Source organism: Mesorhizobium sp. M0018, from assembly GCF_040323955.1.
GTDB lineage: Bacteria > Pseudomonadota > Alphaproteobacteria > Rhizobiales > Rhizobiaceae > Mesorhizobium.
Genome location: NZ_JAMYVL010000005.1, coordinates 14,483 through 38,038 on the forward strand (window position 1 = coordinate 14,483; position 23,556 = coordinate 38,038).

The following is a 23,556-nucleotide window of genomic DNA, read 5'->3' on the forward strand; positions in this document are numbered from 1 at the left end:
TCTTGATGCTTCATACCCCTTCCTCCCCGCTACGCTCGATCCCTCGTTCAATCATCATCGTTGGCGGCGGCTTTGCCGGCGCGGTTACCGCGATCAAGCTGCTCGACCGTTCAACTGAGCCGCTGGCAATCACCATCATCGAGCGCCGGGCCGAGCTTGGTCGCGGCGTTGCCTATAGCACCGTCGATCCACAACACCTCGTCAACGGCGCGGCGCGCATCTTCTCGCTGCATCCGGACGATCCCGATCACCTCGTTCGCTGGCTTATGGCGAATGGGCCGGAGCACGGCTGGACACCGCCCGAGGATGTCCCGGACTCAAGCCCGCCGCGCTGGCTGTTCGGCAGCTATGTCCAGTCGGAACTGACGAGAGCGATCAGAGAAGCAGATCCGCGTTCTTCGCTGCGCCACATCAAGGCATCCGCCGTCGACATGCTGACCGGTCCGTCCGGGGTATGCGTCGGCACCAGCGATAGCCAGCAATTGCTGGCGGATGAGGCGGTACTGGCAACCGGGGTGTTCCAGAGCCAGCCGTCCACCACGGAAGCAGCCATCGTCAGCGATCCCCGTTATGTCGCCAATCCCTGGGATTCGGCGGCGCTCGATCGGCTCGCCGGCAGCAAGGAACTGCTGCTGATCGGCTCCAGCCTCAGCATGGTCGACGTCGTCGCCAGCATGGAAGCGCGCGGCTTCAAGGGCGGTTATCGCGTCGTGTCGCGGCGCGGACAGATCGTCGAACCTCGGCGCAACGCGGAAGCGTGGCGCGATTTCCTCGCCGGGCGGCCGCTGCCGAAAACCACCAGGGCGCTTCTCGCACTGGTCAAGGCCGAACGCCGGGCAATCGAACCCACCGGCCTGGACTGGCAAGGGCTGCCGCTGACGATCCGGCCGTGGATCCTGGCCTTGTGGCAAGGCGCCACCGACAAGGAGCGCTTGAAGTTCGCACGCCATCTGCGCGCCTTCTGGGATGTCACCGCGCACCGCGCGGCGCCACCGAGCTTTGAGCGCGTGGCACTGGCGCGAAGCCAAGGCCGTTGGACGGGTCGAGCGGGACGGGTGCTGGCACTCCATCCGCAGGCAAACGGCATCGTCGCTGAAATCCGCTGGCGTGATACCGGCGCGGTCGAACGGTTGCGCTTCGACGGCGTCGTCAACTGCCGCGGCCATCAGGAGCATGATTGGCGGCGGATCGCCGATCCATTCGTCCGCAGCCTGCTTGAGAACGGCATCGTCAGGCCCCATGCGACCGGCTTCGGCATCGACGCGACGCATGGCGGCCAAGTGATTGCCGGTAACGGCAAGACCCATGGCAATCTGTTCGCCATCGGCCATCCGCTGCGCGGCGTCGCCTGGGAATCGAGCTCGATCGGCGAACAACTAGCGCAGGCCATAGCCCTTGCCGGCCTTCTGGTCGGCGCCAGCCCAAGGCTGCGTGCTTTGGCCTGAAGTTACCAGCTTTGCGAAATGGAAGAAACGAAAACGGCCGCAGCTCTATGCGGCCCTTCTCTCATGATTGCCCGGCAGATTTAGGCGTTCGGGTCGAGATAGGCGTCGGCGAAATTCGCTGACAGGCCTTCGGCGCCAGGCGCGTAGTTCTTGACGGTTTTGCGGGCGATGATGATGGTCGGTGGCGCGATCAGATTGATGATCGGCAACTCGTCGGCGATGATCTCCTGGAACTTGAAGAAGAGCTGCTTGCGCTTGGCCTCGTCTAGCTCGACCGATGCGGCTTCCAGCAACCGGTCAACCTCCGGGTTCTCATAGTGCGCGCCGTTGGAGAACGGCAGCCCTTTCTTGATGTTCTTCGACCAGTAGAGCCGCTGTGCGCCGGCGCTCGGATCGAAGATGTTGCCGCAGGATTCCGTCGACAGGTCCCAAGTGCGGTCGGTGTAGATGGTTTTGACATAGGTGCCGAAGTCGAATTTTTCGATCTCGGCATCGATGCCGATCTTGGCCAATGCCTGCTTGAGGAAGTCGGCATAGCCCCACGGGTTGTAGGGATTGTTGGTGAGCCTGAGCTTGAAGCGTACGCCGTCAGCCCCACGCTTGAAACCGGCCTCGTCGAGCAGTTTTTCCGAGAGCACCGTATCGAACGTCGCGGCCTTCACATCGGGATCGAAATACTTCTTGTTGACGACGCTGATCGGCGTCGGCGAGACTTGGCCATAGCCGTAAAACACGATTGCATTGATCGCGTCGAGGTCGATCGCGTGCGCGATTGCCTGACGGACCTTCTTCTCCTTCAGGATCGGGTTTTCGAGGTTGATGATCAGTTGGTGCAGCGGGCCGCTATAGGCGAAGACCGTGCTGTCGACGACGAATTGCGGCAGCGCCTTGAAACGCTCCAGATCGGCGAAGGCCACCGGGTTCGGTCCGATGTCGACCTCGCCCGTTTCGAGCGCCGCGGCGCGCGCGCCCGGATCGGTGATGAAGCGGAAAATGATCCGGTCGAGATAGGGTTTAGGCGCATCCCAATAGGTCGGATTCTTTTCGACGAGGATGTGGCTGCCCTTTACCCATTCCTTCAGCACGAACGGCCCGCTGCCGATGATCTGCTCGAAGGACGGATCGTCGGCCGGCTTCAGCTTCTCGTAAATGTGTTTGGGCACGACAGGCGATTCCGTCGCGGCCAGCCCCGAAATCAGGGCGGCGGATGGCTTCGACAATTTGATCTTCACGATATGCGGGTCCGACGTGTCGATGTCGGTGACGTTCTGGAAGGTGATGCGCCCGCGCGGATGCGCTTCGCGCAGCCGGGAGATAGAAAAGGCCACGTCCTCGGAGGTCAAATCATGGCCATCGCTGAACTTCACCCCCTGGCGTAGCTTGAAGACGTATTCGAGCCCGTCGTCGCTGATCGACCATTCGGTGGCCAGTTGCGGTCGCGGATTGAGATCGTAGTCGTAGGCGAGCAGGCCGTCGAAAATCTTCGGACCGATGGTGGCCGGTCCGCCAGCGCTGGTGTTGATGGAAACGATCTGGTTGGGCTCGGGATAGTAGACGAAGTTGAGCGTGCCTCCGGCCACCGGCTTTGCGTCTTCTGCGAATGCCCCGGCGGGAAGTCCAGCACTCGCGCCGGCCAGCAGCAGGAACTGATTGAACAGGCGTCGATTGATGGTCATGGTCGGTACTCCGAATTGCGCGATTTATCTTTGATGGAGAAAAGTCGGGATCGTCGTTTTCACGCGCCGGTCCCAACCAGAGGGCTTGCAGAACGCTTAGGCGTTTGGCGCGAGCCATATCTGCGCGAAGCTGTTGTTGATCCCCTGAGCGCCGGGCGCAAAATCCCGGACCTTGTTGTTGGCGACGATCTGGGCGCCGGCGGCGACCAGATCGACCGACACCACGTCGTCATGGATGATGTGCTGGAATTTGTACCAGAGCTCGCGCCGCTTGGTCTCGTCGGGCTCGATTGCCGCGGCTTCGAGGATCTGGTCGACCTCGGGGTTTGCGTAGTGGCTAGCGTTGGAGAAGACGAGGCCGATCTTGAAGTTCTTCGACCAGTAGGCGCGCTGGACGCCGAGCGTCGGATCGAAGGTGTTCGACAGCGACTCGACCACCAAGTCCCAGGCGCGGTCGGTGTAGACGGTCTTCAGGAACGTCGACAGGTCAAGCTTGAGGATCTCGGCATCGACGCCGACCGTCGCCAACGACTGCTTGATGAAATCGGCATAGGACGCCGGCAGGAACGCGTTGTAGGCAAGCCGGAGCTTGAAGCGCGTCCCATCGGCGCCACGCGGATAGCCGGCGTCGTCGAGCAGCTTCTCCGCCAGTTTGGTATCGGGCTCGCGCGCCTTGATGCTGGGGTCATACCATTTGGGCAGCGCCGTGCTGATCGGGCTCGGCGATACCTGCGCATAACCGTAGAGCGCGATGTCGACCAGCTTCTGCAGGTCGATTGCGTGGGCGATGGCAAGGCGCACATCGCGCTTGGTCAGGATTTCGTTCTCGTAATTGAAGAACAATTGCTGCTGTGGGCCGGAATAGGCGTAGGTGTTGGTGTCGACGACCAGAGCGGGGTTTGCCTTCAGCCGTTCGATGTCGGCCAGCGGCACGGGATTGGCGCCGATATCGATCTCGCCGGTTTCAAGAGCCGCCGAACGCGCGGCCGGGTCGAGGATGACGTGCAGGACGATGCGGTCGAGGTAGGGCCGAGGCGCGTCCCAATAATCCGGATTGCGGTCGAAGATCAGATGGCTGCCGGGCACCCATTCCTTGAGAATGAAGGGACCGGTGCCGATCGTCTGTTCGAGCTTCGGCTGTTCCGCCGGCTTGAACGTTTCGTAGACGTGCTTCGGCACAATCGGTGATTCCGAGCTGCTCAGTGCCGTGATCAGATAGGGCGCCGGCTTTGAAAGCACGATGATGGCGGTGTGCGGATCGGGCGTCTCGACCACGGTCACGTTTTGGTAGGTGATGCGGCCGCGCGGATGCGCCTCCTTCAGCCGGAAGATGGTGAAGGCAACGTCTTCCGACGTGAAGTCCTTGCCGTCATGCCATTTGACGCCCTCGCGCAGCTTGAAGGTGTAGCGCAGGCCGTCATCGCTGATCGACCACTCCGTCGCCAGCAGCGGTTTCGGGCTGAGGTCATAGGCGAAATCAAGCAGACCTTCATTCACCTTGGGACCGATCGCCTGGCCGGTGCCCGACGAGGTGTTGATGGCAATCAGCGACGTGGGGTCGGGATAGTAGGCCCAGTTGAGCGTGCCACCCTGGACCGGCGTTCCTTCGGCAGCGAAGGAAACCCCGGGCAATGCGAAGCTCGCACCGCCAAGCAACAGCAGCTGGTTGAAATGACGACGATTGACAGACATGGCCTTGAGCTCCGGAAAACGGCTACGATGGCATCCGGCGGCCGAACACACTCCGGCGCCTCGACGCGATGATCCCTGCCACGCCGCAAAACCGGAAGAATGATTTTCTATCGTCTGCCGAAAGCACCGCTTCGCACGACCGTTTCATTCCAGGATCTGGCAAAGCTGCTCGACGCCCAAATCAGCGCTCCGATCTTATTTCTACAAGAATTGTAGACATTACGATTTTTTAGATTTCCGTTCCCGCTGCCGCGACGCTGCGGCAAACGAAATTTTCCACCGGGCACTTTGGCGCAAAGCCCGCCCTCGTCGCGCCCGGCCTGAACGTGTTGAATGCGCTCCATGGTCGATCTCATTCGCGCAAAATCAAGGAAGCTGCGGCCGACGCTGGCGAGGCTTCCGCCGCTGACGTCGCTTCGCGCTTTTGTCGCAACCGCCCGCCACCTGAGCTTTACGCGGGCGGCCGAAGAACTCCATGTGACGCCTGCCGCCATCGGCCAGCAGATCCGCCTGCTCGAGGATCACCTCGGTCAACCGCTGTTCCATCGCAACCGTGGCGAGCTTCTGCTGACGTCGGCCGGCCAGGCGCTGATGCCCGGCCTCACCGAGGCTTTCGACGTCGTTGTCGAGTCGGTCGCGCGGATTTCCGGCGACGAGGAGGATGCGCCGATCAAAGTGTCGGTCGCGCCCTCCTTCGCCAGCAAATGGCTGATCCCGCGCCTCGACGCACTGCGCGACGCGGTACCCGGCCTAGAAGTGCTGGTCGACGCATCGACCAGGCTTGCCGATTTTGCCAGCGAAGACGTCGACTGCGTCATCCGCTACGGGTCGGGCGCCTATAGCGGCCTGCTGACGGAACGGCTGTTTTCGGAAGCGGTGCTGCCCGTCTGCAGCCCGGAATTTGCTCGCATGCACGGTCTCTATCGCGGGCCGGAGGGGCTGCGTGACGCACCGATCCTGCATGAGGACGGTCCGGAACGCGATCCAAGCTGCCCTGACTGGAAGGGCTGGCTGAGATCCAACGGCCTGTCCGGCCGCTTTGTCGAGGGCGGTATACGGCTTAGCCAATCGTCACTGGTGCTCGACGCAGCTGCTGCCGGCAAGGGCATCGGTCTCGGCAAATTCCGGCTGGCCGAGCCTGACCTCGCCGCGGGGCGTCTGGTCAGTCCATTCGGCTCACCGCAGCCGGTCGAGTTTTCCTATTATTTTGCGACGACGCCGCACAAGGCGAAGCTGGAGACGGTCGAGCGCTTTCATGGCTGGCTGAAGGCCGAGGCGCGCCAGCTCGGCGCTCTCGACGTCCCACCGCCGGCGGCGCTTCCGGCGCGCATCGCCATTATCGCGGCCGAATAGCCTCGCCGCGGTCTCGCGAGCAGGCGCGCGCCTATTTGAGCTTGAAGCCCAGCGCTTTGAGCACTTCGCCCAGGCGATCACGGCCTTTCAGCGCTGCTTTGCTGCCGATACGGTTCGAAACCAACTCTGTCCAGTCGACCACAGGCATCGCCTGCTCCTGCTGGAATGAACGAAGCCTCTGGTTATAGGCTGCAAGATCGTCCGGATCGGGCTCTGATCGATAGCGCTCGCGGTGCAGCACCGCAGCCTGCGGCAGTCTGGGCTTGATGTCAGTCGCAGCCAGGAGATCGGGATAGCCGACGGTCAGGCCGAACACCGCCACGGTTTCCGGCGGGAGGCCGAGTTCGCGCGCCACCTCCTGCGGATGATTGCGCATCGCGCCGATGTAGCAGGAGCCGAGCCCGAGCGCGTCGGTCGCCACCACGGCGTTCTGTGCGGCAAGTGCGGCGTCGATCACGGCCAGCAGAAAGCTCTCCTGATAATCGAGCCCCTCGCCCACCCGGCCGTTTGCCTCGGCAATGGCGCGCAGCCGCGACAGGTCGGCCAGCCAGACCAGCAGCAGCGGCGCCTGCTCGATATGGCGATTGATCGCCGCCAGTTCGGCAAGCCGCGCCTTGCGCGCCGGATCCTCGACCGCGATGACGCTCCACGCCTGGAGATTGGAAGAAGTCGGCGCCGACTGGGCGGCGGCGACGATCAGTTCCAGCGTCCCTTCGGGAAGAGGCTTGGCGAGATAATTGCGGACCGAGCGATGCGAAAGGATCGCCTCGAGGGCTTCGTTCCAGGTTCCGGTATGCGCGCTTTGCGGCGCTCGATAACGCCGCCGTAGCGCCGCTTCACCACGCAGGTCAGCGTCGGAAGGGCGGATGCTGAAGGCGGCCGGCTGTGACATCGTCTTCCCTACTGGCAATCTGGCTTATCCGGTGTTCTGACGACCCCAGGTCATTCAAGAAGCGCGGCTTAGGCCCCGTTGCGCAAAAGCGGAAGCAACTGATCGCCTTGCCGCTTGATCTCGGAAAGATACGGCGTGTCCGAGAGCACGAAATGCGTGATGCCCAGATCCCGGTATCTGCCGAGCGAGCGGGCGACGTCGGCGGCCGAGCCGACCAGCCAGGTGGTGCCAGCGCCGCCGCCGCCATATTTGCCCGGCGCAGTATAGAGATTGTCGTCCAGCACCTCGCCGCGCGCGTGCAGATCGAGCAGACGCTGCTGGCCCACCGCTACCGCCTGACCGTGATCGTTCCAGCCGGCTCCCTGGCCCTTGGCCATCTCGTCGACCTTCGCTTCTGCGTCCGCCCAGGCCTGCCCAGCGGTGTCGCGGACCAGCGTGGTGACCCGCAACCCGAACTCCAGAGGCGGGAGGTCTCGGTCGAGTTCCCTGCTCAAGGCTTTGAGCCGCTCGATCCGCTCCCGGACGCCGTCGAGCGGCTCGCCCCAGAAGAGCTGGACATCCGCCTCGCTGGCCGACACCCGCTCCGCCGCCTCCGACGCGCCGCCGAAGTAGAGCTTGGGATGGCGACGATCGCCACGGACATGGATGCGGGGCATCACGGTAGAGCCAGTGACCTCGAAGTGCTCGCCCGCAAAGGTCACGTTCTCTTCAGTCCAAAGTCTGCGAACCAGGCGCATGAACTCTCTGGTACGGGCATAGCGATGTATCTGGTCACCTTCGCTGTCGCCATACGCAGCGAGGTTGTCCTTGCCTGACACTATGTTGATACGCACGCGACCGGCGGTCAGCTGGTCGAGCGTGGCTACGGCGGATGCGAAGTGCGCCGGCCGCCAGTACCCCGGGCGGATCGCGATGAGCGGCTCGAAGGAGGTGGTCCGCGCGGCGAGCGAGGCCGCGACAGTAAAAGTGTCGGGCCGACCCCAGCCGGTACCGATCAGCGCGCCCTTCCAGCCGTATTCCTCAAGCGCCTTCGCGTGGCTGGTCAGCGTCTCCAGGCTGTTGTGGTTCTCGACGGCCGGCTCGCCGCGGTGACCGGGAGCGACCTGGTTCGGGATGTACCAAAGAAACTCGGTGTCAGCGCTCATTGTCGGGCCTGTATTTTGGCCGGGCATGGAGGTCAATGGCAGGACCCTCCGCTCCGTTGTATTTTGATGATCATTCAAAGGGCTGCCCCTAGCAGCCCTGGCGCCTTGCTCGGCTGCGGTGCAAAGCGGCTTTCGGGCCTGATAAGGCCGAGATGGTCGCGCAGCGTGCGCCCTTCATATTCCGTTCGGAACAGCCCTCGCCGGCGCAGGATCGGCACCACCGTATCGACAAAGACCTCCAGTCCGGTCGGCAGCACGTCCGGCATCAGGTTGAAGCCGTCGGCGGCGCCGGCGACAAACCATCTTTCGATATCGTCGGCGATCTGCTCCGGCGTGCCGACGATGGTGCGGTGGCCAGTGCTGCCGTTCAGCGCCCGGATCAGCTGGCGAACCGTGAAATCATTGCTGCGGGCGAGCGCGAGCGTGGCCTTGAAGAAGGTGTGGCCGCCGTTGGGGGGCAGTTGAATCCGTTCCGGCAACTTCTCATCGAGCTTCAGCCGCTCGCGATCGATGCCGAGCACGCCGGACAGCCGCCCAAGGCTGTAGTCGAGCGGAATGCGATCCCACAGCTCTTCTTGCCGCCGCTCCGCTTCCCCCTCTGTGCTGCCGATGATGGTGGCTAGGCCGGCGAGGTTGAGCGGCACGCCGCCGGTGCGGCCATAGGCGACGGCACGCGCCTTAAGTTCCCGCGCATAGCCGAGCGCTTCCTCGAAAGACTGCGATGCGGAAAACACAGCTTCGGCGTGGCGGGCGGCGAGGTCCTTGCCGTCATCGGACCCGCCGGCCTGGACGACCACCGGATGCCCTTGCGGCGAACGCGGCACATTGTGCGGCCCGTGCACCGAGAAATGTGCGCCCTTGTGGTCGATGGCGTGAACCTTGGTGGCATCGACGAAGCGCCCGCTGGCGACATCACCGATGAAGGCATCGTCCTCCCAGCTGTCCCACAATGCCTTGACGATGTCAGCGAATTCCGCCGCCCGCTCGTAGCGCCGGCCATGATCGATGGCACCGTTGAGGCCGAAATTGCGGGCCGAGGCGGGATCGGCCGTGGTGACGATGTTCCAGCCGATGCGTCCGCCGCTGACATGGTCGAGCGTCGCGAAGCGCCTGGCGATATTGTAGGGCTCGTTGAAGCTGGTTGAAGCGGTGGCGATCAGGCCGATGCGCTCGGTTGCGGCGGCTACCGTCGCCAGCACGATGGTCGGCTCCAGCGACGTGATCGGACGATAGTCAATGCGGTCCGATATCGCCGCCTGGTCGGCAAGGAATACGGCGTCGAGCTTTGCGCGCTCTGCGATCTTCGCCACCTGCACATAGTGGTCAACGGTGAAGGCGGCATAGGGGTCGACGCCGTCCATCCGCCATGCCGCCGGCGAGAAGCCGGCATGCAGGATGTTGACGTTGAGATGGAGCTGCCGGCCGCTCATCGAAAGACGCCGGGCTCGGGATAAGCGCCGGTCAGATACCAGGTGCCGACAGTGCGGGTCTTGTATTCGGCAGGGTTGTGCAAGGTGTGAATGCGTGCGTTGCGCCAGAAGCGGTCGAAGCCGTATTTGCGCACTGCGGAGCGGGCACCCATCACCTCGAATATCTCGGTCGTGACTTCGAGCGCAACATCGCCTGCCAGCACATTGGCCGCGGCGACGGCAACCGCCGCCTCACCGCGTTCTTGCTCGGTCAGCGCCTTGCCGCGCGCGATCGCATGATCGATCGCCGCCGCCGCGCGATCGGCCAGCGCCGTCGCCGCCCGCGTCTTGACCCAGAGCTCGCCATACTGCCGCTTGATCCATGGATCGTCGATATGGCGCTCGACGCCGGAATACATCCACGGCCGCGAACTGATGAGCGTATAATCTCGCGCCGCCAGCAGCGCGCCCTGGGCCGTGCCGACAAAGACATTGAGCAACACGCTCTGCTGCTGCAGCGGGCCGATGGTGCGGATTGGCAACGACGCGTTGACCCAACCGCGCACCAACTCGCTGTCGTGGATCCTGACGTCCTTGTAGGCGACCTTGCCGCTGCCGGTCTGCGTCTGGCCGATGCCGTCCCAGTCGTCGAGAACGGTGATGCCTTCGCGATTTGCGGGGATCGCCGCGAATTTCCTCTCGCCGCTGACCTCGTCTTCCCACGAGGTCGAAAGATAGTCGGCGACATGCGAGCCGGAGGCGAAGGGTTTGAAGCCGTTTACGATCGTCCACTCGCCATCTTTGCGGCCGAACAGCGTTTTGGAAAAACTGTTGCCGGTGTTGCCCCAGAACCAGTCGCCGGCAGCCGAACGCCGCAGCAGATCGGCTGAGCGCGGTTCGTCCGAATTGAGCCTGGCGGCGATCAGTGCGCTGAAATGGTAGCCGTAGATATGGCCGATCGAGCCGTCGACCTTGGCGAACTCGCGCCCGATCTTCAGCGCCGTCGAATAGGGTTCCCCGGCGCCACCGAATTCCTTGGGGATCACGATGGTGAGTAGGCCGCTTTGCTTGAGAAGACGTATCTGTTCGGTAGGCCTGCCGCCAAGCTGGTCGCGCTCGACCGCATCGCGGGCAAAGATGTCGCGCAGCTCGACCGCCTTGGCGATCCATGGATTGGACGTATCGGGATCGAAGGTCATCGTCTCACTCATGCAGCTGCGGGAAGCCGTGGCGCTCGGCAAGCAGTGCAAGAATGCGCCTGGTGTCATCGGCGAAGACCTTGCCCTTGGCCGTCGGCAAGTCGGCGGGCGGATTGCTGCCGATGATCAGCACCGGCAGCGACTGGTGCCGTTCGCCGAGCGCGTCGATCACCTTGCCTCTCGGCCTCGAAAACGGCACGCGCTCAACGTCGAGTCTGGCGGCGAGATCGGGAAAGGCTGCGAGCAATCCCTCAACCTGGTTGCAATAGGGGCAGACGAACGTCTGGCCCGGCTGATTTGGGTCGGCGAAACCCGGCTGGATGAGAAAGAGCGTGTCGCGCGCCATTGCCGGCCTATTCCGCAGCTGCCGCGGCATGCCGCGAAAAACGGTTTGCCGGTCGCTTCAGGCCGAGATTGTCGCGCAAGGTGCTGCCCTCATACTCGTCGCGGAACAGGCCACGGCGGCGCAGTTCCGGCACCACCAGCTCGATGAAATCCTTCAGGCCGCCGGGCATGATCGGCGCCATGATGTTGAAGCCGTCGGCGCCGTAATTCTCGAACCGCTCTTCCATGGTGTCGGCGATCTGTTGCGGCGTGCCGACCACCTGCCAGTGGCCGCGGGCGCCGGCGATGCGCAGATAAAGCTGCCGGATCGTCAGGTTCTCGCGCCACGCCAGATCGATCACCAGCGCTTGCCGGCTCTTGCCGGCATTGGTCTCCGGCAAATCCGGCACCGGCCCGTCGAGCGGATAGGCGCTGAGGTCGAAGCCGCCGGCCAGCGCCGAGACCAGACCGAGGCCGACTTCCGGCTGGATGAGATCCTGCAGCTGTTCGAACTTCCCCCGCGCCTCGGCTTCAGTGCGGCCGACGACCGGGAAAATGCCTGGCAGGACTTTCAGGTCATCCTCCGAGCGGCCATATTTGCCGAGCCTGCCCTTGACGTCGGCATAGAAGGCGGTGGCTTCGTCGAGCGTGATCTGCGCGGCGAAAATCGCTTCCGCGGTACGAGCCGCCAGCTCTTTGCCCGGACCCGACGCGCCGGCCTGGACCACGACCGGACGACCTTGCGGCGTTCGCGGCGTGTTCAGGGGACCACGCACCTTGAAGTGCTGGCCCTTGTGGTTCAGCACGTGGAGCTTGTCCTTGTCGAAATAGCGTCCGCTCTCCCTGTCGCGCGGGAAAGCGTCATCCTCCCAGCTGTCCCACAGGCCGAGCACGACATCGGCGAATTCCTCGGCGCGGTCGTAGCGCTCGCCGTGCTGGATATGCGTGTCGTGGCCGAAATTGAACGCAGCCTCCGGATCGGAAGAGGTGACCAGATTCCAGCCTGCGCGCCCGCCGCTCAAATGGTCGAGCGACGCGAACTGGCGGGCCAGATTGTAGGGATCGGAAAAACTGGTCGACGCCGTGGCGATGAGGCCGATGTTCCTGGTCACAGCCGACAGTGCCGACAGCAGCGTGATCGGCTCGAACGGATAGACGCCGCTATGCGCCTTGCGGCTGGCGGCCTCGAGGTTGCTCAGCCGCGCCGCGACGCCATCGGCAAAGAAGATCGCGTCGAATTTGGCCGCTTCCGCCAGCCGGGCAAGTTCGACGTAGTCGCCGAGGCTGGTCCCCTCGCCTGCCGCTGGATGGCGCCAGGCCGCCACATGGTGACCGGTGAAGAGCAGAAACGCTCCCAGCTTGAGCTTGTCCTTGCGCCTGGCCATTTTTTTCGCCTCCTCAGCGGTACAGTCCGCCGGCCGGGAATTCCCCGGTCAGCAACCAGGTGCCGATCGTGCGCTTCTTGTATTCGGCCGGATTGTGCAGCGTGTGCGTGCGCACGTTGCGCCAGAACCTGTCGTAGCCGTTGGCCTTGGTGGCTGAGCGGGCGCCCATCACCTCGAAAACCTCGCTCGACGCGTCGAGGCCGACTTGTCCGGCGTAGACATTGGCGGTGGCGAGATCGATCGCCGTCTGCCCGCGCTGCTCCAGGGTCAACGCCTCGCCCTGGCCATAGGCGGCATCGAGGCTGCATGCTGCTATATCGGCCAGTTCGGCCGCGGCGAGCGTGCGGATATAGAGGTCGCCATATTTGCGTTGCACGAACGGATCGTCGGTATGTTTCTCATAGCCGGAATAGACCCAGGGGCGCGATTGCGAGACCGTATAGTCCCGGCCTTCGCTCAGCGCTCCTTGCGCGCTGCCGACGAACAGGTTGAGCAGGACTGCCTGCTGGAACAGTGACGTCAGCGTCTGGAACGGCGTCAGCGGCACCGCGGGCGAGCCAATCAGTTCGTCGTCGCCGACATGCACGTCCTTGAACGTCACCTTGCCGCTGCCGGTCTGCCGCTGGCCGACACCATCCCAGTCATCCTCGATGACGATGCCCTCACGGTCAGCCGGGATCGCTGCCGCTAGTCTATCCTGGCCGTCCTCCCAGGCAACCTGGATGTAGTCTGCGATGTGGGAACCGGAGGAGAACGGCCGAAAGCCGCTCAGGATCCAGCCCGTGCCGTTGCGCCTGGCCGTCGACGTCTTCGACATGGCGTTGCCGGAATTGCCCCAGACCCAGTTCTCCCTTGCCGAGCGTGTCAGCAGCCGGTCCCTCTGCGCCTGCGTGCCACGGAACAGCACGCCATTGAGCGGCAGATGATGGTATCCGTAGAGATGGGCGAGCGAGCCGTCGGTGCGGGCGAATTCGCGCACGACGCGAAGCACCGACAGCCAGGGTGCGCCCTTGCCGCCATAGCGCTTGGGAATCTGCGCCGACGGCAAACCACTTTCCTTCAGCAGGCGGATCTGTTCGACGGGCCGGCCGCCGGCCTTGTCGCGCGCCACGGCATCCCGATCGAAGATTTCGCGCAGTTCGACCGCCGTGGCGACGAACGGGTCGGAAAGGTCAGGGCTGAAGGTCATCGGCGTTTGTCCATGGAAATGCGTCTATTCCGCCGCGATGGTCTGCGCCGGCCGCGAGACGGAAGCGGCATAGGCGTCTTCGCCGAACTCGGCCGGATGGCTCCCGGTTATGCGGCTCTCATGGCTGTCGAGATCGGCGAGGAAGAGATCGCGGCTGATGCGCGCGACAACGGCCGGCACATCGCGCCTGATCGACGGCACATCGCCGATCGGCAGGCCGAAACTGACAAAGCCGCCGGGATTGAAGACATGGATATTCCTCAGGAATGGCGCCTCCCCCGGCGCCTTCTCGAGAAATTCATGGCCGAGGCCGAGATAGGGATGGGCGCCGAAAAATTCATCCAGCTCTGCTTCCGGCGGCGCGTACTGGTCTCGCCATAGCCGGATGGTGGCGGCGAAATCGGCGAACTCAGGCTTGCGCGTCGGGTCGGCGAAATAGCCGGTGCCGGCGACGACGAAGTCGAACGCAAACGTCTCGCCTGCGATATCGGTGACGACCTTGCCGTCTTCGACATCCGCATTTGTCCAGGGGGCACCGAGATGGAGATGAAAATTCTGGTGCCGCACCGCCCGCTCCACCGCATCGAGCGGCGGCGTTGAACCGGCCTCGCGGAAGCGCAATGCCTGGCGCCAGCGCACCGCATCGGGCAGCCGAGGATAATTGTCATAGGCGCCGGGATAGCCGCGCACGCGGTTGATCGGCACACTGGCAATGCTGTTGCGGCGGGCAAAGAGACGCACCGATTTCGCGCCGGCCTCAAGGGCAGCTCCGGCCGCATCGAATGCCGAAGCCGCCGACCCGACGACAGCCATTGCCTTGCCCTTGAGCGAGGCAAAATCGATTGCCGCCGAACTGTGTGCGACAAGGCCCCGCGGCAAGGCGGCAAGTACCGCCGGTATCACTGGACCGCCGCTGCCGCCAAAGCCATTGGCCAGAATGATCTTGCGCGCCGTTTCGACCGATGGCGTGCCGTCGGCTTCGAGGTGGAGGCGAAAAAGCCCGCCGGCCGGCTCGATGCGAATGAGACGCGTGCCGTAACGGATGCCGATACCGAGGAACGCGCGATACCATTTCAGGTAGTTCGCCCAATCCGTCCGTGCGATGCGGTCGAATCCGGCATAGGCTTCCGCACCGTGGCGGGCTTCGTACCAGGACTGAAAGCTCAAGCCCGGCAAGCCGAGTTCCGGCCCCGGCAAGCCCTTTGGCGTTCGCAGCCGGTTCATCCGTGCATGAGTGAACCAGATGCCGGCCTTGCTTTCAACCGGTGCCGCGTCGACGACAGTAACCTTGCCGATGCCGGCACGCCTCAACGCGAAGGCAAAGGTCGCCCCCGTCTGCCCACCGCCAACGATGAAGACATTGTGGTCGATGCCTTCCCGGTCCGGCACCCAGTTCTGCGGATCGGGGCCGATCAGCCGGAGCGTCTCCCGGGCGTGGTGATCTGGATCGGTCGGTAAGGCCATTTCGGTCCCGGCTGAAGTTGAGCCTCATCAAACTCCGCCTCGGTCGGCAAACAGTCCAGAAATGTTCGCTTTGATTGGCCGGTAGTTTTTTTCACTTGCATTGCAACGACGCGCTTTCACAGCCGACGAATGGGCGGCGCGTGTGGCCTCCCTGAAGCCGGGGCATCTTTTTGATATTGCAGCGGGCTCAAGCGCACTGGTCATTTTATTTCTTACGGCTCACGCGTTATGCGCCGACGCAGTCGGGCATTGGTGTCGAGCACATCAGCGGCGTCGCGTGGTCAGCGGGATCAAGCTTGATCTTGGTCGACCGACATGGGTGACGTCCGCCATCTGAAAGACGGCAGATCGCGGATACACCAGCAACGGTCCTCGCAGGATAGGACAGCGCAGCTACTCAACAGGCGTCCCAAGAGGCCCGTCGGCTACTCCATCGCAGGAACGAAAACCAGAAGAGTAGCGGACCTTTCGTGTGCAGTTTTTGCACACGATCTCTCATAACATATTGATTTTATGTATTGATCTGTCCCATCCATCACCGGACATTGCGGAGTATCCTGGTGGAGGTGGGCGGCCGACACGATTCGAACTCTGGCGCGACAGGTGAAATGACCGCCGTTCTCAAAGTTTGTTGGCCGATAGTTGGTGCGGGTGGTCGGGCTCGAACCGACACTCCTTTCGGAACTGGATTTTGAATCCAGCGCGTCTACCAATTCCACCACACCCGCAAGGCGCTAACTCATTTACCTCTCAACGCTCTCATGCTGCACCTACGCAGAGGGTGGCAGTTCGAGAATTAAGCGGCTCTTAACTCCTAACCCATTGACCTCCAATCCTATTACCCTGCGGGCTGACGGTAGACGCATCCTGATTTTGAGTCGAGCGCGTCTACCAATTCCGCCATAGGGGCTCAGGCCGGGCGGCCTGGATGGGCGCGGACTATACGGTTGGAGGCCTGTTCGTCAACTGGCCAAATCCCGACATCTGAGCTCGCTCAAGCCTCAGCCTTTCGATTTCGTGAAGCATCTGCCATTGTGCAGCGCGGAAAATCTTTCTAGACAGGCGGCGCATGTCATTGAAGCGCACCTCGTCCGACGAGGTTGATGCTGGGCGCTTCCAAGTCTTGTTTGTACATGTCGTGATCCCAAGACCGCTTCTGGTTTGGGCGTGCATTAGGAGTGCCGATGCTTCGCGGACTTTACGACTGGACCTTGTCGCTGGCGGCGAGCAAATCCGCCGAATGGTGGCTGGCCTTCATCGCCTTCGTCGAGAGCTCGGTGTTCCTGGTGCCGGCCGACGTCCTCTATCTGCCGATGGCGCTGTCGCGGCCGGATCGCGCCTATCGTTACGCGCTGGTCGCCACCGTCGCCTCGGTGCTGGGCGGCATCGCCGGCTGGTTCATCGGCCATTATGCCTATGATGCGGTGGCGCGGCCGATCCTCGAATTTTATGGCAAATATGACGAGTTCGAGGCGATGCGCGTCTCGTCGGGTGTTGGCTTCATCATCCTGATGCTGGTCACCTCCGGCCTCGCCCATCTGCCGCCGATCAAGGTTGTCACGATCCTGTCAGGCGTCATCGGTGTTCCTTTGCTGCTGTTCATCGTGCTGGCAATCGTGGCGCGCGGTGCTCGCTTCCTGTTTCTCGCGTGGCTCTTGCGCCGCTATGGCGAGCCGATCCGCCACTTCATCGAAAAGCGCCTCGGCCAGATTGCAGGCGCCGCCGCCGCTGCCCTGATTTTGCTCTATATCGTCGTCAAATACGCCGTCTGAACGGCATCGAACCGAATGGACTGAGCCCGATGACAGCGACCGTGAATGCCGATACCGGACGCCAGCGGCTGCGCACCGCCCTGTTTCTCGCTGTCGCCATGGCCGCCACGGTCGGCTCGGCGCTGGCCTTCCAGTATCTCGGCGGCTACATCCCCTGCAAGCTCTGCCTCGAGCAGCGCACGCCTTACTACGTCGGCGTGCCCTTGATGCTGCTGGCGGTGCTTGCGTCGGCTCTTCACGCGCCAGCCTGGGTAAGCCGTGGCCTGCTGGCTATTTGCGGCCTGCTGATGCTCTACGGCGGCTATCTCGGCGTTTATCACTCCGGCGTCGAATGGGCGTGGTGGCCAGGCCCGACCGATTGCACCGCAGCCGCCGGGCCGGTGGACACCGGCGGCAAGGGCGTGCTCGATGCGCTCGACAAATTCGTCCCGCCCTCCTGCGACAAGGCGGCGCTCCGCATCCTCGGCCTGTCGCTGGCCGGCTGGAACGCCATCGCCAGCTTTGTCCTGGCAGTCGTAGCCTTCCGCAGCGCCTTCGCCCGCGACTGATTTAGCGCGACACGAGATCATCCAAGAATTCGGCAGGCTGAGTCGGGTGGAGTGATTGCCGAGAACCGAAGCGGAGCGGACATTGGTCCGTGAGCATCGGAAGCGCAGAAAATCGCTTCAGACGGCCAGCCTCCCAAATTATCGGATGATCTCACGGCTCGAGTTCGACATCCCAGTACAGATAATCCATCCAGCTTTCGTGTAGATGGTTGGGCGGGAACAGCCGGCCGTTATTATGCAAATCATGCACCGTCGGCTGGTAGGGCTTCTGCAGCGGCCACATCTTGGCGTGGGCCGGCATCATGCCGCCCTTCCTCAGATTGCAGGGCGAGCAGGCAGCGACGACATTCTCCCAGGTCGTGGCGCCGCCGCGATGGCGAGGAATGACATGGTCGAACGTCAGATCGTCCGGCGTGCCGCAATATTGGCATTGGAAACGGTCACGCAGGAAGACGTTGAAACGGGTAAACGCCGGATGCCTCGACGGCTTCACGTAAGCCTTCAGGCTGACGACGCTCGGCAGCTTCATCGAAAATGTCGGTGAAGAGACGGCGTGTTCGTATTCGGCGACGATGTTCACCCTCTCGAGGAACACCGCCTTGATGGCATCCTGCCAGGACCAGAGCGACAGGGGGTAATAGCTGAGCGGACGGTAATCCGCGTTCAGCACCAGCGCTGGAAGCCCATCCGGAGATACGGCAACCGTCACGTCGTTGACCTCCTTCACCCTAGAACCGGTCGGCGCGGATACTGTAAGCCCGACATGACAGGGATGTGAAGCGGATTGTCGATCATGCCGGGTCTCAAAAACGCATGATTTCAATGCTTTTTTGCGGATTCAGGCCGGAGGCGCGGCATCCCTGCCCTTCAATTCGCGATAATAAGCCCAGAAAAGCCGCGATGCGACACCGCGCCACGGGCTCCATGATTCGGCAAGCCGGATCAGCATTTTCTCCGGCGGACGCGGGTCGATGCCTAGTGCATGGCCGACCGCGCTCTGCAATGCAACGTCGCGCGCCGGAAAGATGTCCGGGTGTCCGGCGGCGAACAAAAGGTAGACTTCAGCCGTCCACGGGCCGATCCCCGGCACCCTGGTCATGGCCGCGATCGCCTCGCTTGCATCGAGCCGACAGAGGTGATCGAGGTCGAGCCCGTCGGCCACCGCCCGGGCGACGGCAAGCAGGCCGCGCTGCTTGGGTCGCGACAGCCCGGCCTCGCGAAAGATCACCTCGTCGGCGGCAAGTATCGCCTGCGGCGTCAGCGGATCGAGCAGTCTCGTCAGCCGGCCGAAGATGGCGTCGGCGCTCGCGCGGGACACTTGTTGCGAAACGACGATGGAAGCAAGGCTCCTGAACCCCGGCTCCGATAGCCTGAGCGGCACCTCGCCGGCCATGCCGCGCACTCTTTCCAGGCGTGGGTCGAGTAAGCAAAGCCTATCCAGCCCTTGCGCAATGTCGTCGAGACTGGCGATGCGTTGCATGTCTGCTTGTTCCAAAATCAAAAGTGCCGCACGCTTCGTCACGTGTCCCTCTGGACGCACGACGCCACCGGCGCAAAGTAGCAATTGGCGAAAGCGCCACACAACCCGATTGCCGCCGGACAATGACACTGCTGACATTCCGCTTCGCGCCGAGCCCGAACGGCGAACTGCATCTCGGCCATGCCTATTCGGCGCTGCTCAATCAGAAATTGGCAAAGGCGACGGGCGGACGCCTGCTGCTGCGCATCGAGGATATCGACACGACACGCTGCACGCCGGAATTCGAGGCAGGCATTTTTCGCGACCTGAAATGGCTGGGGCTTGGCTGGGAGGAACCGGTGCGCCGCCAGTCCGAGCATTTTGCCGAATATCGGGCGATGCTCGAGCGGCTGATCGAGGAAGAACTTGTCTACCCGGCCTTCATGAGCAGAAGTGAGATCCGCGCCTTCATCGCCGACAGCGAGAAGCGTGGCCGCGACTGGCCGCGCGACCCGGACGGCGTGCCGCTCTATCCTGCCGCCGACAAGGCGTTGACGGCGAGCGAACGCAAGCGGCGCCAGGCCGAAAATGTGCCATTTGCCTGGCGGCTGGACGTCGATGCGGCAATAGCGCGCGCCGGCAAGGACCTGTCATGGGCCGAATACACGAACGAGACGCTCTCCGCGACGCGTCGTGTCGAAGCCCATCCGCAGGATTGGGGCGACGTGGTCGTGGCGCGCCGCGAAATCCCGACCAGCTATCACCTCGCCGTCACCATGGACGACGCGCTGCAGGGCGTCAGCCATGTCGTGCGCGGCCAGGATCTCTATTCCGCGACCAGCGTGCAGCGGCTGCTTCAGCAACTGCTTGGCCTGCCGCAGCCGGCCTATTTTCACCATCGCCTGATCCTCGGCCCGGACGGACGAAAACTGTCGAAGAGTCTTGGCGATACCGGCCTTGCCGCCCAGCGTAAGACCGGCGCATCGCCGGACGATGTGAGGCGGCTGGTCGGTCTCTAGCGGCGCCAACGGCATTCCTTGAATGGAAATGAGTCTATGGATCAACGGTTTGGTTTTGCCTTCCGCTCGGAACGGCATTAGAGCAAGCGCGACAATCAGTCCTCACCGACGCGTGGCCCCCGGAAAAATGCACAGCCTCAAGCGGTTCATCCCCGCCTCTTTCGTCGTCCTGTGGGCGACCGGCTTCATCGGCGCGCGCTATGCCATGCCGTGGGCGGAGCCCTTTACGTTCCTGGCCGCGCGCTTTGTCCTGGCCGCAATCCTGCTTGTCGCTTTGATGGCCGCACTTGGTTCGAGCCGCGCCACCCGCGACGAGGCGCTGCACGCGACCGGCGCCGGCATCCTGATGCATGGGGTCTATCTCGGCGGCGTGTTCTGGGCCATCCACCGGGGCATGCCCGCTGGGCTTTCAGCCCTGATCGTCGGCCTGCAGCCGCTGATCACGGCAGTGTTCGCCGGCCGGCTTCTCGGCGAGGCCATCCTGCCGCGCCACTGGGCCGGTCTCGGCCTCGGGCTGATCGGTGTGGTGATCGTGCTCTGGCCGAAGCTCGGCGCGCTCGGCGGCGGGGTGACGGCCGAGACGCTGGGCGCCTCACTTGTCTCGGTGCTCGGCATGAGCGCCGGCACGATCTGGCAGAAGCGCTTTGCTTCAGGCGGCGATCTGGTGGCTGCCACGTTCTGGCAATATGTCGGCGGCGCATCTGTAATGGCCTTGGCCTCGCTAGCCTTCGAGACGCGAACGGTCATCGTCAATGGCGAACTGATCTTCGCCATGGCCTGGCTCGTGCTGGTGCTGTCGATCGGCGCCATCTTCCTGTTGATGGTGATGATCCGCGACGGCGAAATGTCGAAGGTCGCCTCGCTGTTTTACCTCGTGCCGGCCGTCACCGCGGTCATCGCCTGGGCATTGTTCGGTGAGCACTTGAGCCCGCTCCAGATCGCCGGCATGGCGATCGCGACGCTCGGCGTCGGGCTGGCGACGGCTCAGCCGCCGACGCGGGCACGCGCCTCTAAATAGCGGCTGATCGCGGCGTTGAGCTCGCCGCCGAGGATGAAGATCGCTGATACGATGTAGAGGAAGACGACGGCGATCATGATCGAGGCGAGGCCGGCATAGGTCGTCACATAGGACGAGAAATGATCGAGATAGGCGGCGAAGATGGTCGACCCGATGAGCCAGCCGACCAGCGTGAAGATGATGCCAGGCACGATCGAAACGAAGCGGCGCTTGCCGGCCGGCAACCAGAAATGCACGGCGAACAGGCCGCCGATGATGACGACCGAGGCGATGACGTACCGCCACAGCGTGATCGTGCCCATATAAGGTTTTATCCATTCGAAATGCGACTCGGCCAGCCGTGCCAGCAACGGCGCGAAGACCAGCAGCACGCTGATGGCCAAAAACCCGGCCGTCGCGATCAGCACGAAGATGATGCTCTGCACCCGCCGGTAGATGATGCCGCGCGTTTCCGAGACACGATAGGCCCGGTTGAGCGAGGTGCGCAGCGCCTCGATGCCGTTCGAGGCGAAATATCCGGCAAGCATGATACCGTAGGTCAACAGGTCACTGCGCCGGACGGTAAGCACGTTGAGTACCTCGCGCGCGATCGGTTTGGCGATCTGCTCGGGCCATGTGTCGAACACAAGGTGCACGGCGGTGTCGGCGAAAGCCTGCGCGCCGAAAAAACTCGCCAGCGTCGTGGCGAAGATCAGGAAAGGAAAAAGCGCCATCAGCGCGGTGATCGCCAGATGGCTGGCCATTGCCCAGCCGTCGTCGGTGTTGAAATGGCCGAGCGCGTCGTAGAGGACGCGTTTGAGGGCTACGATCTTCCGCAACAAGAACCGCGTTCCCTTCGATTGTCCCGACGCCGCGAATATGGGAAGGGTTTGCGGTAAATGACAACCCTAGGTCAAACCACCATTCCTCCCGGAGAAGAGTTGCGCACCATCATTGTCACAGGTGCCTCTTCCGGTATAGGCGCCTATTGCGCCTATGCTCTTAAGAGGGAAGGCTGGCGGGTGTTCGCAACGGCCCGAAAGCCCGAAGATATCGCCGCGCTCGAGGCCGACGGCATCGAGGCCTTTTATCTGGACTACACCGAGCCCGGATCGATCGAGGCGCTGGTGGCGTCGGTGCTGGAACGGACCGGCGGCCGGCTCGGTGCGCTCTTCAACAATGGCGCCTACGGACAACCCGGCGCCGTCGAGGACCTGCCGGTCGAGGCTTTACGGCAGCAGTTCGAGGCCAATGTCTTTGGCTGGCATGATCTCACTCGCCGCGTCGTACCGGTGATGCGCCGTCAGGGCCATGGTCGTCTCGTTCATTGCTCATCGATCCTCGGCCTCGCGCCGGTGCCTTTTCGCGGCGCCTACTCGGCATCGAAGCACGCTATCGAAGGGCTGATGCTGTCCCTCTATCAAGAACTCCGGGGTAGCGGCATCCATGTTTCGCTGATCGAGCCGGGGCCGGTGAAATCGAAGATCGCCAGCAACAGCCTCGCATGGTTCCTGGCGAATATCGATCACGAGAATTCCGTTCATCGCCTCGCCTATGCGGCGCAACTCAAACGGCTGCGGGCCGGCGGCAGCACATCGCGGCTGAAGCCCGGGGCGGAGGTGGTTTATGCCGCCTTGCACCATGCGCTTCTGTCGCGGCGCCCGCGCCCGCATTATGTGGTAACAGTGCCGGCCAGGATCGGTGTGATCCTTAAACGCATCCTGCCGGCTTCTGCACTCTACCGTCTGCTCGCCAATCGCGCCTGAACGCAATTCAACTGGAACACACCATGGCAACCGTCTTCAACATCCTCGCCGTTCTTGTCATGGTCGCAGTGGTGATCGTGCTGATCCGCGGCCTCATCAACATGATGCGCGGCGGCTCCAGCATGACCTCCAACAAGCTGATGCAGACGCGCGTGCTCTTGCAGTTCGTGGCCTTGGTGCTGATCATGCTGGCGGTGTATTTCACCCGTAAGTGACGCAGCACCAGCCGGGAGGTACCCCGTGGTCAAACTCAACAAGATCTACACCCGCACTGGCGACGATGGCACCACCGGTCTCGGCTCCGGCGAGCGGCGGCTGAAATCCGACCTTCGCATCGACGCCTACGGCACGGTCGACGAGGCCAATGCCTGCATCGGCATGGCCCGCATTCATACCGCGGCAGTAAATCCGGCGATCGATGCGATGCTCGGCCGCATCCAGAACGACCTTTTCGACCTCGGCGCCGATCTGGCAGTCCCCGATAATGGCAAGCCGCTCGACTACGAGCCGTTGCGCATCATCGCCTCGCAGACCGACCGCATCGAACAGGATATCGATCTCCTCAACAAGGACCTTGAGCCGCTCAAATCCTTCGTGCTCAACGGCGGTACGCCGGCAGCGGCTGCCCTTCACCTCGCCCGCACGGTGGCCCGCCGCGCCGAGCGCGTCATGGTTGCGCTGTCGCAAGATCCAGACGAGCAGGTCAACCGCGAGGGGATAAGATACATCAACCGTGTCTCGGACTTTCTGTTCGTCGCCGCACGCGCGGTCAATGACAACGGAAATGCCGACGTGCTATGGGTTCCCGGCAAGAACCGCTGA

22 protein-coding genes and 1 tRNA gene are annotated in these 23,556 nt (G+C 63.1%); 9 read left to right on the forward strand and 14 right to left on the reverse strand.

The window, feature by feature from the left end; all coding sequences use genetic code 11:
- Nucleotides 1-5: 5 nt before the first annotated feature.
- Nucleotides 6-1,445, forward strand: coding sequence for an FAD/NAD(P)-binding protein (locus NKJ81_RS08390; RefSeq protein WP_352540166.1), 1,440 nt, complete (start codon nucleotides 6-8; stop codon nucleotides 1,443-1,445).
- A gap of 80 nt (nucleotides 1,446-1,525) precedes the next feature.
- On the opposite strand, the gene NKJ81_RS08395 is transcribed toward NKJ81_RS08390, so the two are convergent.
- Both NKJ81_RS08395 and NKJ81_RS08400 read right to left on the reverse strand, forming a co-directional pair.
- Nucleotides 1,526-3,121, reverse strand: a complete 1,596-nt coding sequence (locus tag NKJ81_RS08395; protein WP_352540167.1) for an ABC transporter substrate-binding protein — start codon at nucleotides 3,119-3,121, stop codon at nucleotides 1,526-1,528.
- Between the two features lie 96 nt (nucleotides 3,122-3,217).
- On the reverse strand, nucleotides 3,218-4,813 hold the full coding sequence (locus tag NKJ81_RS08400) for an ABC transporter substrate-binding protein (RefSeq protein ID WP_352540168.1): 1,596 nt from the start codon (nucleotides 4,811-4,813) through the stop codon (nucleotides 3,218-3,220).
- 342 nt (nucleotides 4,814-5,155) lie between these two features.
- Between NKJ81_RS08400 and gcvA the strand changes: the two genes are divergently transcribed.
- Nucleotides 5,156-6,166, forward strand: coding sequence for a transcriptional regulator GcvA (gcvA, locus tag NKJ81_RS08405; RefSeq protein ID WP_352471368.1), 1,011 nt, complete (start codon nucleotides 5,156-5,158; stop codon nucleotides 6,164-6,166).
- Between the two features lie 31 nt (nucleotides 6,167-6,197).
- On the opposite strand, the gene NKJ81_RS08410 is transcribed toward gcvA, so the two are convergent.
- The 9 genes from NKJ81_RS08410 to NKJ81_RS08450 form a co-directional block, all read right to left on the reverse strand.
- Nucleotides 6,198-7,058 (reverse strand): NADPH-dependent oxidoreductase, encoded by an 861-nt coding sequence (locus NKJ81_RS08410; RefSeq protein WP_352540169.1) that lies wholly within the window; start codon nucleotides 7,056-7,058, stop codon nucleotides 6,198-6,200.
- A gap of 68 nt (nucleotides 7,059-7,126) precedes the next feature.
- On the reverse strand, nucleotides 7,127-8,203 hold the full coding sequence (locus NKJ81_RS08415) for an LLM class flavin-dependent oxidoreductase (RefSeq protein WP_352540170.1): 1,077 nt from the start codon (nucleotides 8,201-8,203) through the stop codon (nucleotides 7,127-7,129).
- Between the two features lie 74 nt (nucleotides 8,204-8,277).
- Nucleotides 8,278-9,633, reverse strand: coding sequence for an LLM class flavin-dependent oxidoreductase (locus NKJ81_RS08420; protein WP_352540171.1), 1,356 nt, complete (start codon nucleotides 9,631-9,633; stop codon nucleotides 8,278-8,280).
- Nucleotides 9,630-10,811 carry an acyl-CoA dehydrogenase family protein gene (locus tag NKJ81_RS08425; RefSeq protein WP_352540172.1) on the reverse strand — a complete coding sequence of 394 codons (1,182 nt, stop codon included), beginning with the start codon at nucleotides 10,809-10,811 and terminating at the stop codon, nucleotides 9,630-9,632. Before NKJ81_RS08425 ends, NKJ81_RS08420 begins: the two co-directional genes overlap by 4 nt.
- A 4-nt stretch (nucleotides 10,812-10,815) precedes the next feature.
- Entirely contained in the window at nucleotides 10,816-11,157 is a 342-nt protein-coding gene (locus NKJ81_RS08430; protein ID WP_352540173.1) for a DUF3088 domain-containing protein, read from the reverse strand.
- Between the two features lie 7 nt (nucleotides 11,158-11,164).
- The gene (locus tag NKJ81_RS08435; protein ID WP_352540174.1) at nucleotides 11,165-12,520 is read right to left on the reverse strand and encodes an LLM class flavin-dependent oxidoreductase; all 1,356 of its coding nucleotides are present in this window, start codon (nucleotides 12,518-12,520) and stop codon (nucleotides 11,165-11,167) included.
- A gap of 13 nt (nucleotides 12,521-12,533) precedes the next feature.
- Nucleotides 12,534-13,709, reverse strand: coding sequence for an acyl-CoA dehydrogenase family protein (locus NKJ81_RS08440; protein WP_352540175.1), 1,176 nt, complete (start codon nucleotides 13,707-13,709; stop codon nucleotides 12,534-12,536).
- Nucleotides 13,710-13,733: 24 nt separating this feature from the next.
- The gene (locus NKJ81_RS08445; protein WP_352540176.1) at nucleotides 13,734-15,173 is read right to left on the reverse strand and encodes an NAD(P)-binding domain-containing protein; all 1,440 of its coding nucleotides are present in this window, start codon (nucleotides 15,171-15,173) and stop codon (nucleotides 13,734-13,736) included.
- A gap of 643 nt (nucleotides 15,174-15,816) precedes the next feature.
- A tRNA-Leu gene (locus NKJ81_RS08450) sits at nucleotides 15,817-15,901 on the reverse strand.
- A gap of 456 nt (nucleotides 15,902-16,357) precedes the next feature.
- Here NKJ81_RS08450 and NKJ81_RS08455 point away from each other — a divergent pair.
- A complete protein-coding gene (locus NKJ81_RS08455) occupies nucleotides 16,358-16,945 on the forward strand; it encodes a YqaA family protein (RefSeq protein WP_023677958.1) in 588 nt (195 codons plus the stop codon).
- A gap of 29 nt (nucleotides 16,946-16,974) precedes the next feature.
- Nucleotides 16,975-17,493, forward strand: coding sequence for a disulfide bond formation protein B (locus NKJ81_RS08460; RefSeq protein ID WP_352540177.1), 519 nt, complete (start codon nucleotides 16,975-16,977; stop codon nucleotides 17,491-17,493).
- 151 nt (nucleotides 17,494-17,644) lie between these two features.
- Here the strand turns inward: NKJ81_RS08460 and NKJ81_RS08465 are convergent, their stop codons facing one another.
- Together NKJ81_RS08465 and NKJ81_RS08470 are read right to left on the reverse strand one after the other, a co-directional pair.
- On the reverse strand, nucleotides 17,645-18,202 hold the full coding sequence (locus NKJ81_RS08465) for an HNH endonuclease (protein ID WP_023677956.1): 558 nt from the start codon (nucleotides 18,200-18,202) through the stop codon (nucleotides 17,645-17,647).
- A gap of 129 nt (nucleotides 18,203-18,331) precedes the next feature.
- Nucleotides 18,332-18,973, reverse strand: a complete 642-nt coding sequence (locus NKJ81_RS08470; RefSeq protein ID WP_352471385.1) for a DNA-3-methyladenine glycosylase family protein — start codon at nucleotides 18,971-18,973, stop codon at nucleotides 18,332-18,334.
- A 122-nt stretch (nucleotides 18,974-19,095) separates the two neighbouring features.
- Between NKJ81_RS08470 and gluQRS the strand changes: the two genes are divergently transcribed.
- Both gluQRS and NKJ81_RS08480 read left to right on the forward strand, forming a co-directional pair.
- Entirely contained in the window at nucleotides 19,096-19,971 is an 876-nt protein-coding gene (gene gluQRS / locus NKJ81_RS08475) for a tRNA glutamyl-Q(34) synthetase GluQRS (protein WP_352471387.1), read from the forward strand.
- Between the two features lie 127 nt (nucleotides 19,972-20,098).
- Complete coding sequence (locus tag NKJ81_RS08480; RefSeq protein ID WP_352540178.1) at nucleotides 20,099-20,989, forward strand: DMT family transporter; 891 nt, start codon at nucleotides 20,099-20,101, stop codon at nucleotides 20,987-20,989.
- Here NKJ81_RS08480 and NKJ81_RS08485 read toward each other — a convergent pair.
- A complete protein-coding gene (locus tag NKJ81_RS08485) occupies nucleotides 20,956-21,810 on the reverse strand; it encodes a YihY/virulence factor BrkB family protein (RefSeq protein WP_352540179.1) in 855 nt (284 codons plus the stop codon). The genes NKJ81_RS08480 and NKJ81_RS08485 overlap by 34 nt on opposite strands.
- A 57-nt stretch (nucleotides 21,811-21,867) precedes the next feature.
- On the opposite strand from NKJ81_RS08485, the gene NKJ81_RS08490 reads away from it, so the two are divergent.
- The 3 genes from NKJ81_RS08490 to NKJ81_RS08500 are packed head-to-tail and all read left to right on the forward strand — an operon-like array spanning nucleotide 21,868 to nucleotide 23,556.
- The gene (locus NKJ81_RS08490; RefSeq protein WP_352540180.1) at nucleotides 21,868-22,734 is read left to right on the forward strand and encodes an SDR family oxidoreductase; all 867 of its coding nucleotides are present in this window, start codon (nucleotides 21,868-21,870) and stop codon (nucleotides 22,732-22,734) included.
- A gap of 23 nt (nucleotides 22,735-22,757) precedes the next feature.
- The gene (locus tag NKJ81_RS08495) at nucleotides 22,758-22,949 is read left to right on the forward strand and encodes a twin transmembrane helix small protein (RefSeq protein WP_023677950.1); all 192 of its coding nucleotides are present in this window, start codon (nucleotides 22,758-22,760) and stop codon (nucleotides 22,947-22,949) included.
- Between the two features lie 25 nt (nucleotides 22,950-22,974).
- Nucleotides 22,975-23,556 carry a cob(I)yrinic acid a,c-diamide adenosyltransferase gene (locus NKJ81_RS08500; RefSeq protein WP_352540181.1) on the forward strand — a complete coding sequence of 194 codons (582 nt, stop codon included), beginning with the start codon at nucleotides 22,975-22,977 and terminating at the stop codon, nucleotides 23,554-23,556.

What these genes read in the sequence shown, in the direction of transcription:
- NKJ81_RS08390 (WP_352540166.1), top strand. Translation starts at nt 6, where the DNA reads ATGCTTCATACCCCTTCCTCCCCGCTACGCTCGATCCCTCGTTCAATC.
- NKJ81_RS08395 (WP_352540167.1), bottom strand. Translation starts at nt 3,121, where the DNA reads ATGACCATCAATCGACGCCTGTTCAATCAGTTCCTGCTGCTGGCCGGC.
- NKJ81_RS08400 (WP_352540168.1), bottom strand. Translation starts at nt 4,813, where the DNA reads ATGTCTGTCAATCGTCGTCATTTCAACCAGCTGCTGTTGCTTGGCGGT.
- gcvA (WP_352471368.1), top strand. Translation starts at nt 5,156, where the DNA reads ATGGTCGATCTCATTCGCGCAAAATCAAGGAAGCTGCGGCCGACGCTG.
- NKJ81_RS08410 (WP_352540169.1), bottom strand. Translation starts at nt 7,058, where the DNA reads ATGTCACAGCCGGCCGCCTTCAGCATCCGCCCTTCCGACGCTGACCTG.
- NKJ81_RS08415 (WP_352540170.1), bottom strand. Translation starts at nt 8,203, where the DNA reads ATGAGCGCTGACACCGAGTTTCTTTGGTACATCCCGAACCAGGTCGCT.
- NKJ81_RS08420 (WP_352540171.1), bottom strand. Translation starts at nt 9,633, where the DNA reads ATGAGCGGCCGGCAGCTCCATCTCAACGTCAACATCCTGCATGCCGGC.
- NKJ81_RS08425 (WP_352540172.1), bottom strand. Translation starts at nt 10,811, where the DNA reads ATGACCTTCGATCCCGATACGTCCAATCCATGGATCGCCAAGGCGGTC.
- NKJ81_RS08430 (WP_352540173.1), bottom strand. Translation starts at nt 11,157, where the DNA reads ATGGCGCGCGACACGCTCTTTCTCATCCAGCCGGGTTTCGCCGACCCA.
- NKJ81_RS08435 (WP_352540174.1), bottom strand. Translation starts at nt 12,520, where the DNA reads ATGGCCAGGCGCAAGGACAAGCTCAAGCTGGGAGCGTTTCTGCTCTTC.
- NKJ81_RS08440 (WP_352540175.1), bottom strand. Translation starts at nt 13,709, where the DNA reads ATGACCTTCAGCCCTGACCTTTCCGACCCGTTCGTCGCCACGGCGGTC.
- NKJ81_RS08445 (WP_352540176.1), bottom strand. Translation starts at nt 15,173, where the DNA reads ATGGCCTTACCGACCGATCCAGATCACCACGCCCGGGAGACGCTCCGG.
- NKJ81_RS08455 (WP_023677958.1), top strand. Translation starts at nt 16,358, where the DNA reads ATGCTTCGCGGACTTTACGACTGGACCTTGTCGCTGGCGGCGAGCAAA.
- NKJ81_RS08460 (WP_352540177.1), top strand. Translation starts at nt 16,975, where the DNA reads ATGACAGCGACCGTGAATGCCGATACCGGACGCCAGCGGCTGCGCACC.
- NKJ81_RS08470 (WP_352471385.1), bottom strand. Translation starts at nt 18,973, where the DNA reads ATGCAACGCATCGCCAGTCTCGACGACATTGCGCAAGGGCTGGATAGG.
- gluQRS (WP_352471387.1), top strand. Translation starts at nt 19,096, where the DNA reads ATGACACTGCTGACATTCCGCTTCGCGCCGAGCCCGAACGGCGAACTG.
- NKJ81_RS08480 (WP_352540178.1), top strand. Translation starts at nt 20,099, where the DNA reads ATGCACAGCCTCAAGCGGTTCATCCCCGCCTCTTTCGTCGTCCTGTGG.
- NKJ81_RS08490 (WP_352540180.1), top strand. Translation starts at nt 21,868, where the DNA reads ATGACAACCCTAGGTCAAACCACCATTCCTCCCGGAGAAGAGTTGCGC.
- NKJ81_RS08495 (WP_023677950.1), top strand. Translation starts at nt 22,758, where the DNA reads ATGGCAACCGTCTTCAACATCCTCGCCGTTCTTGTCATGGTCGCAGTG.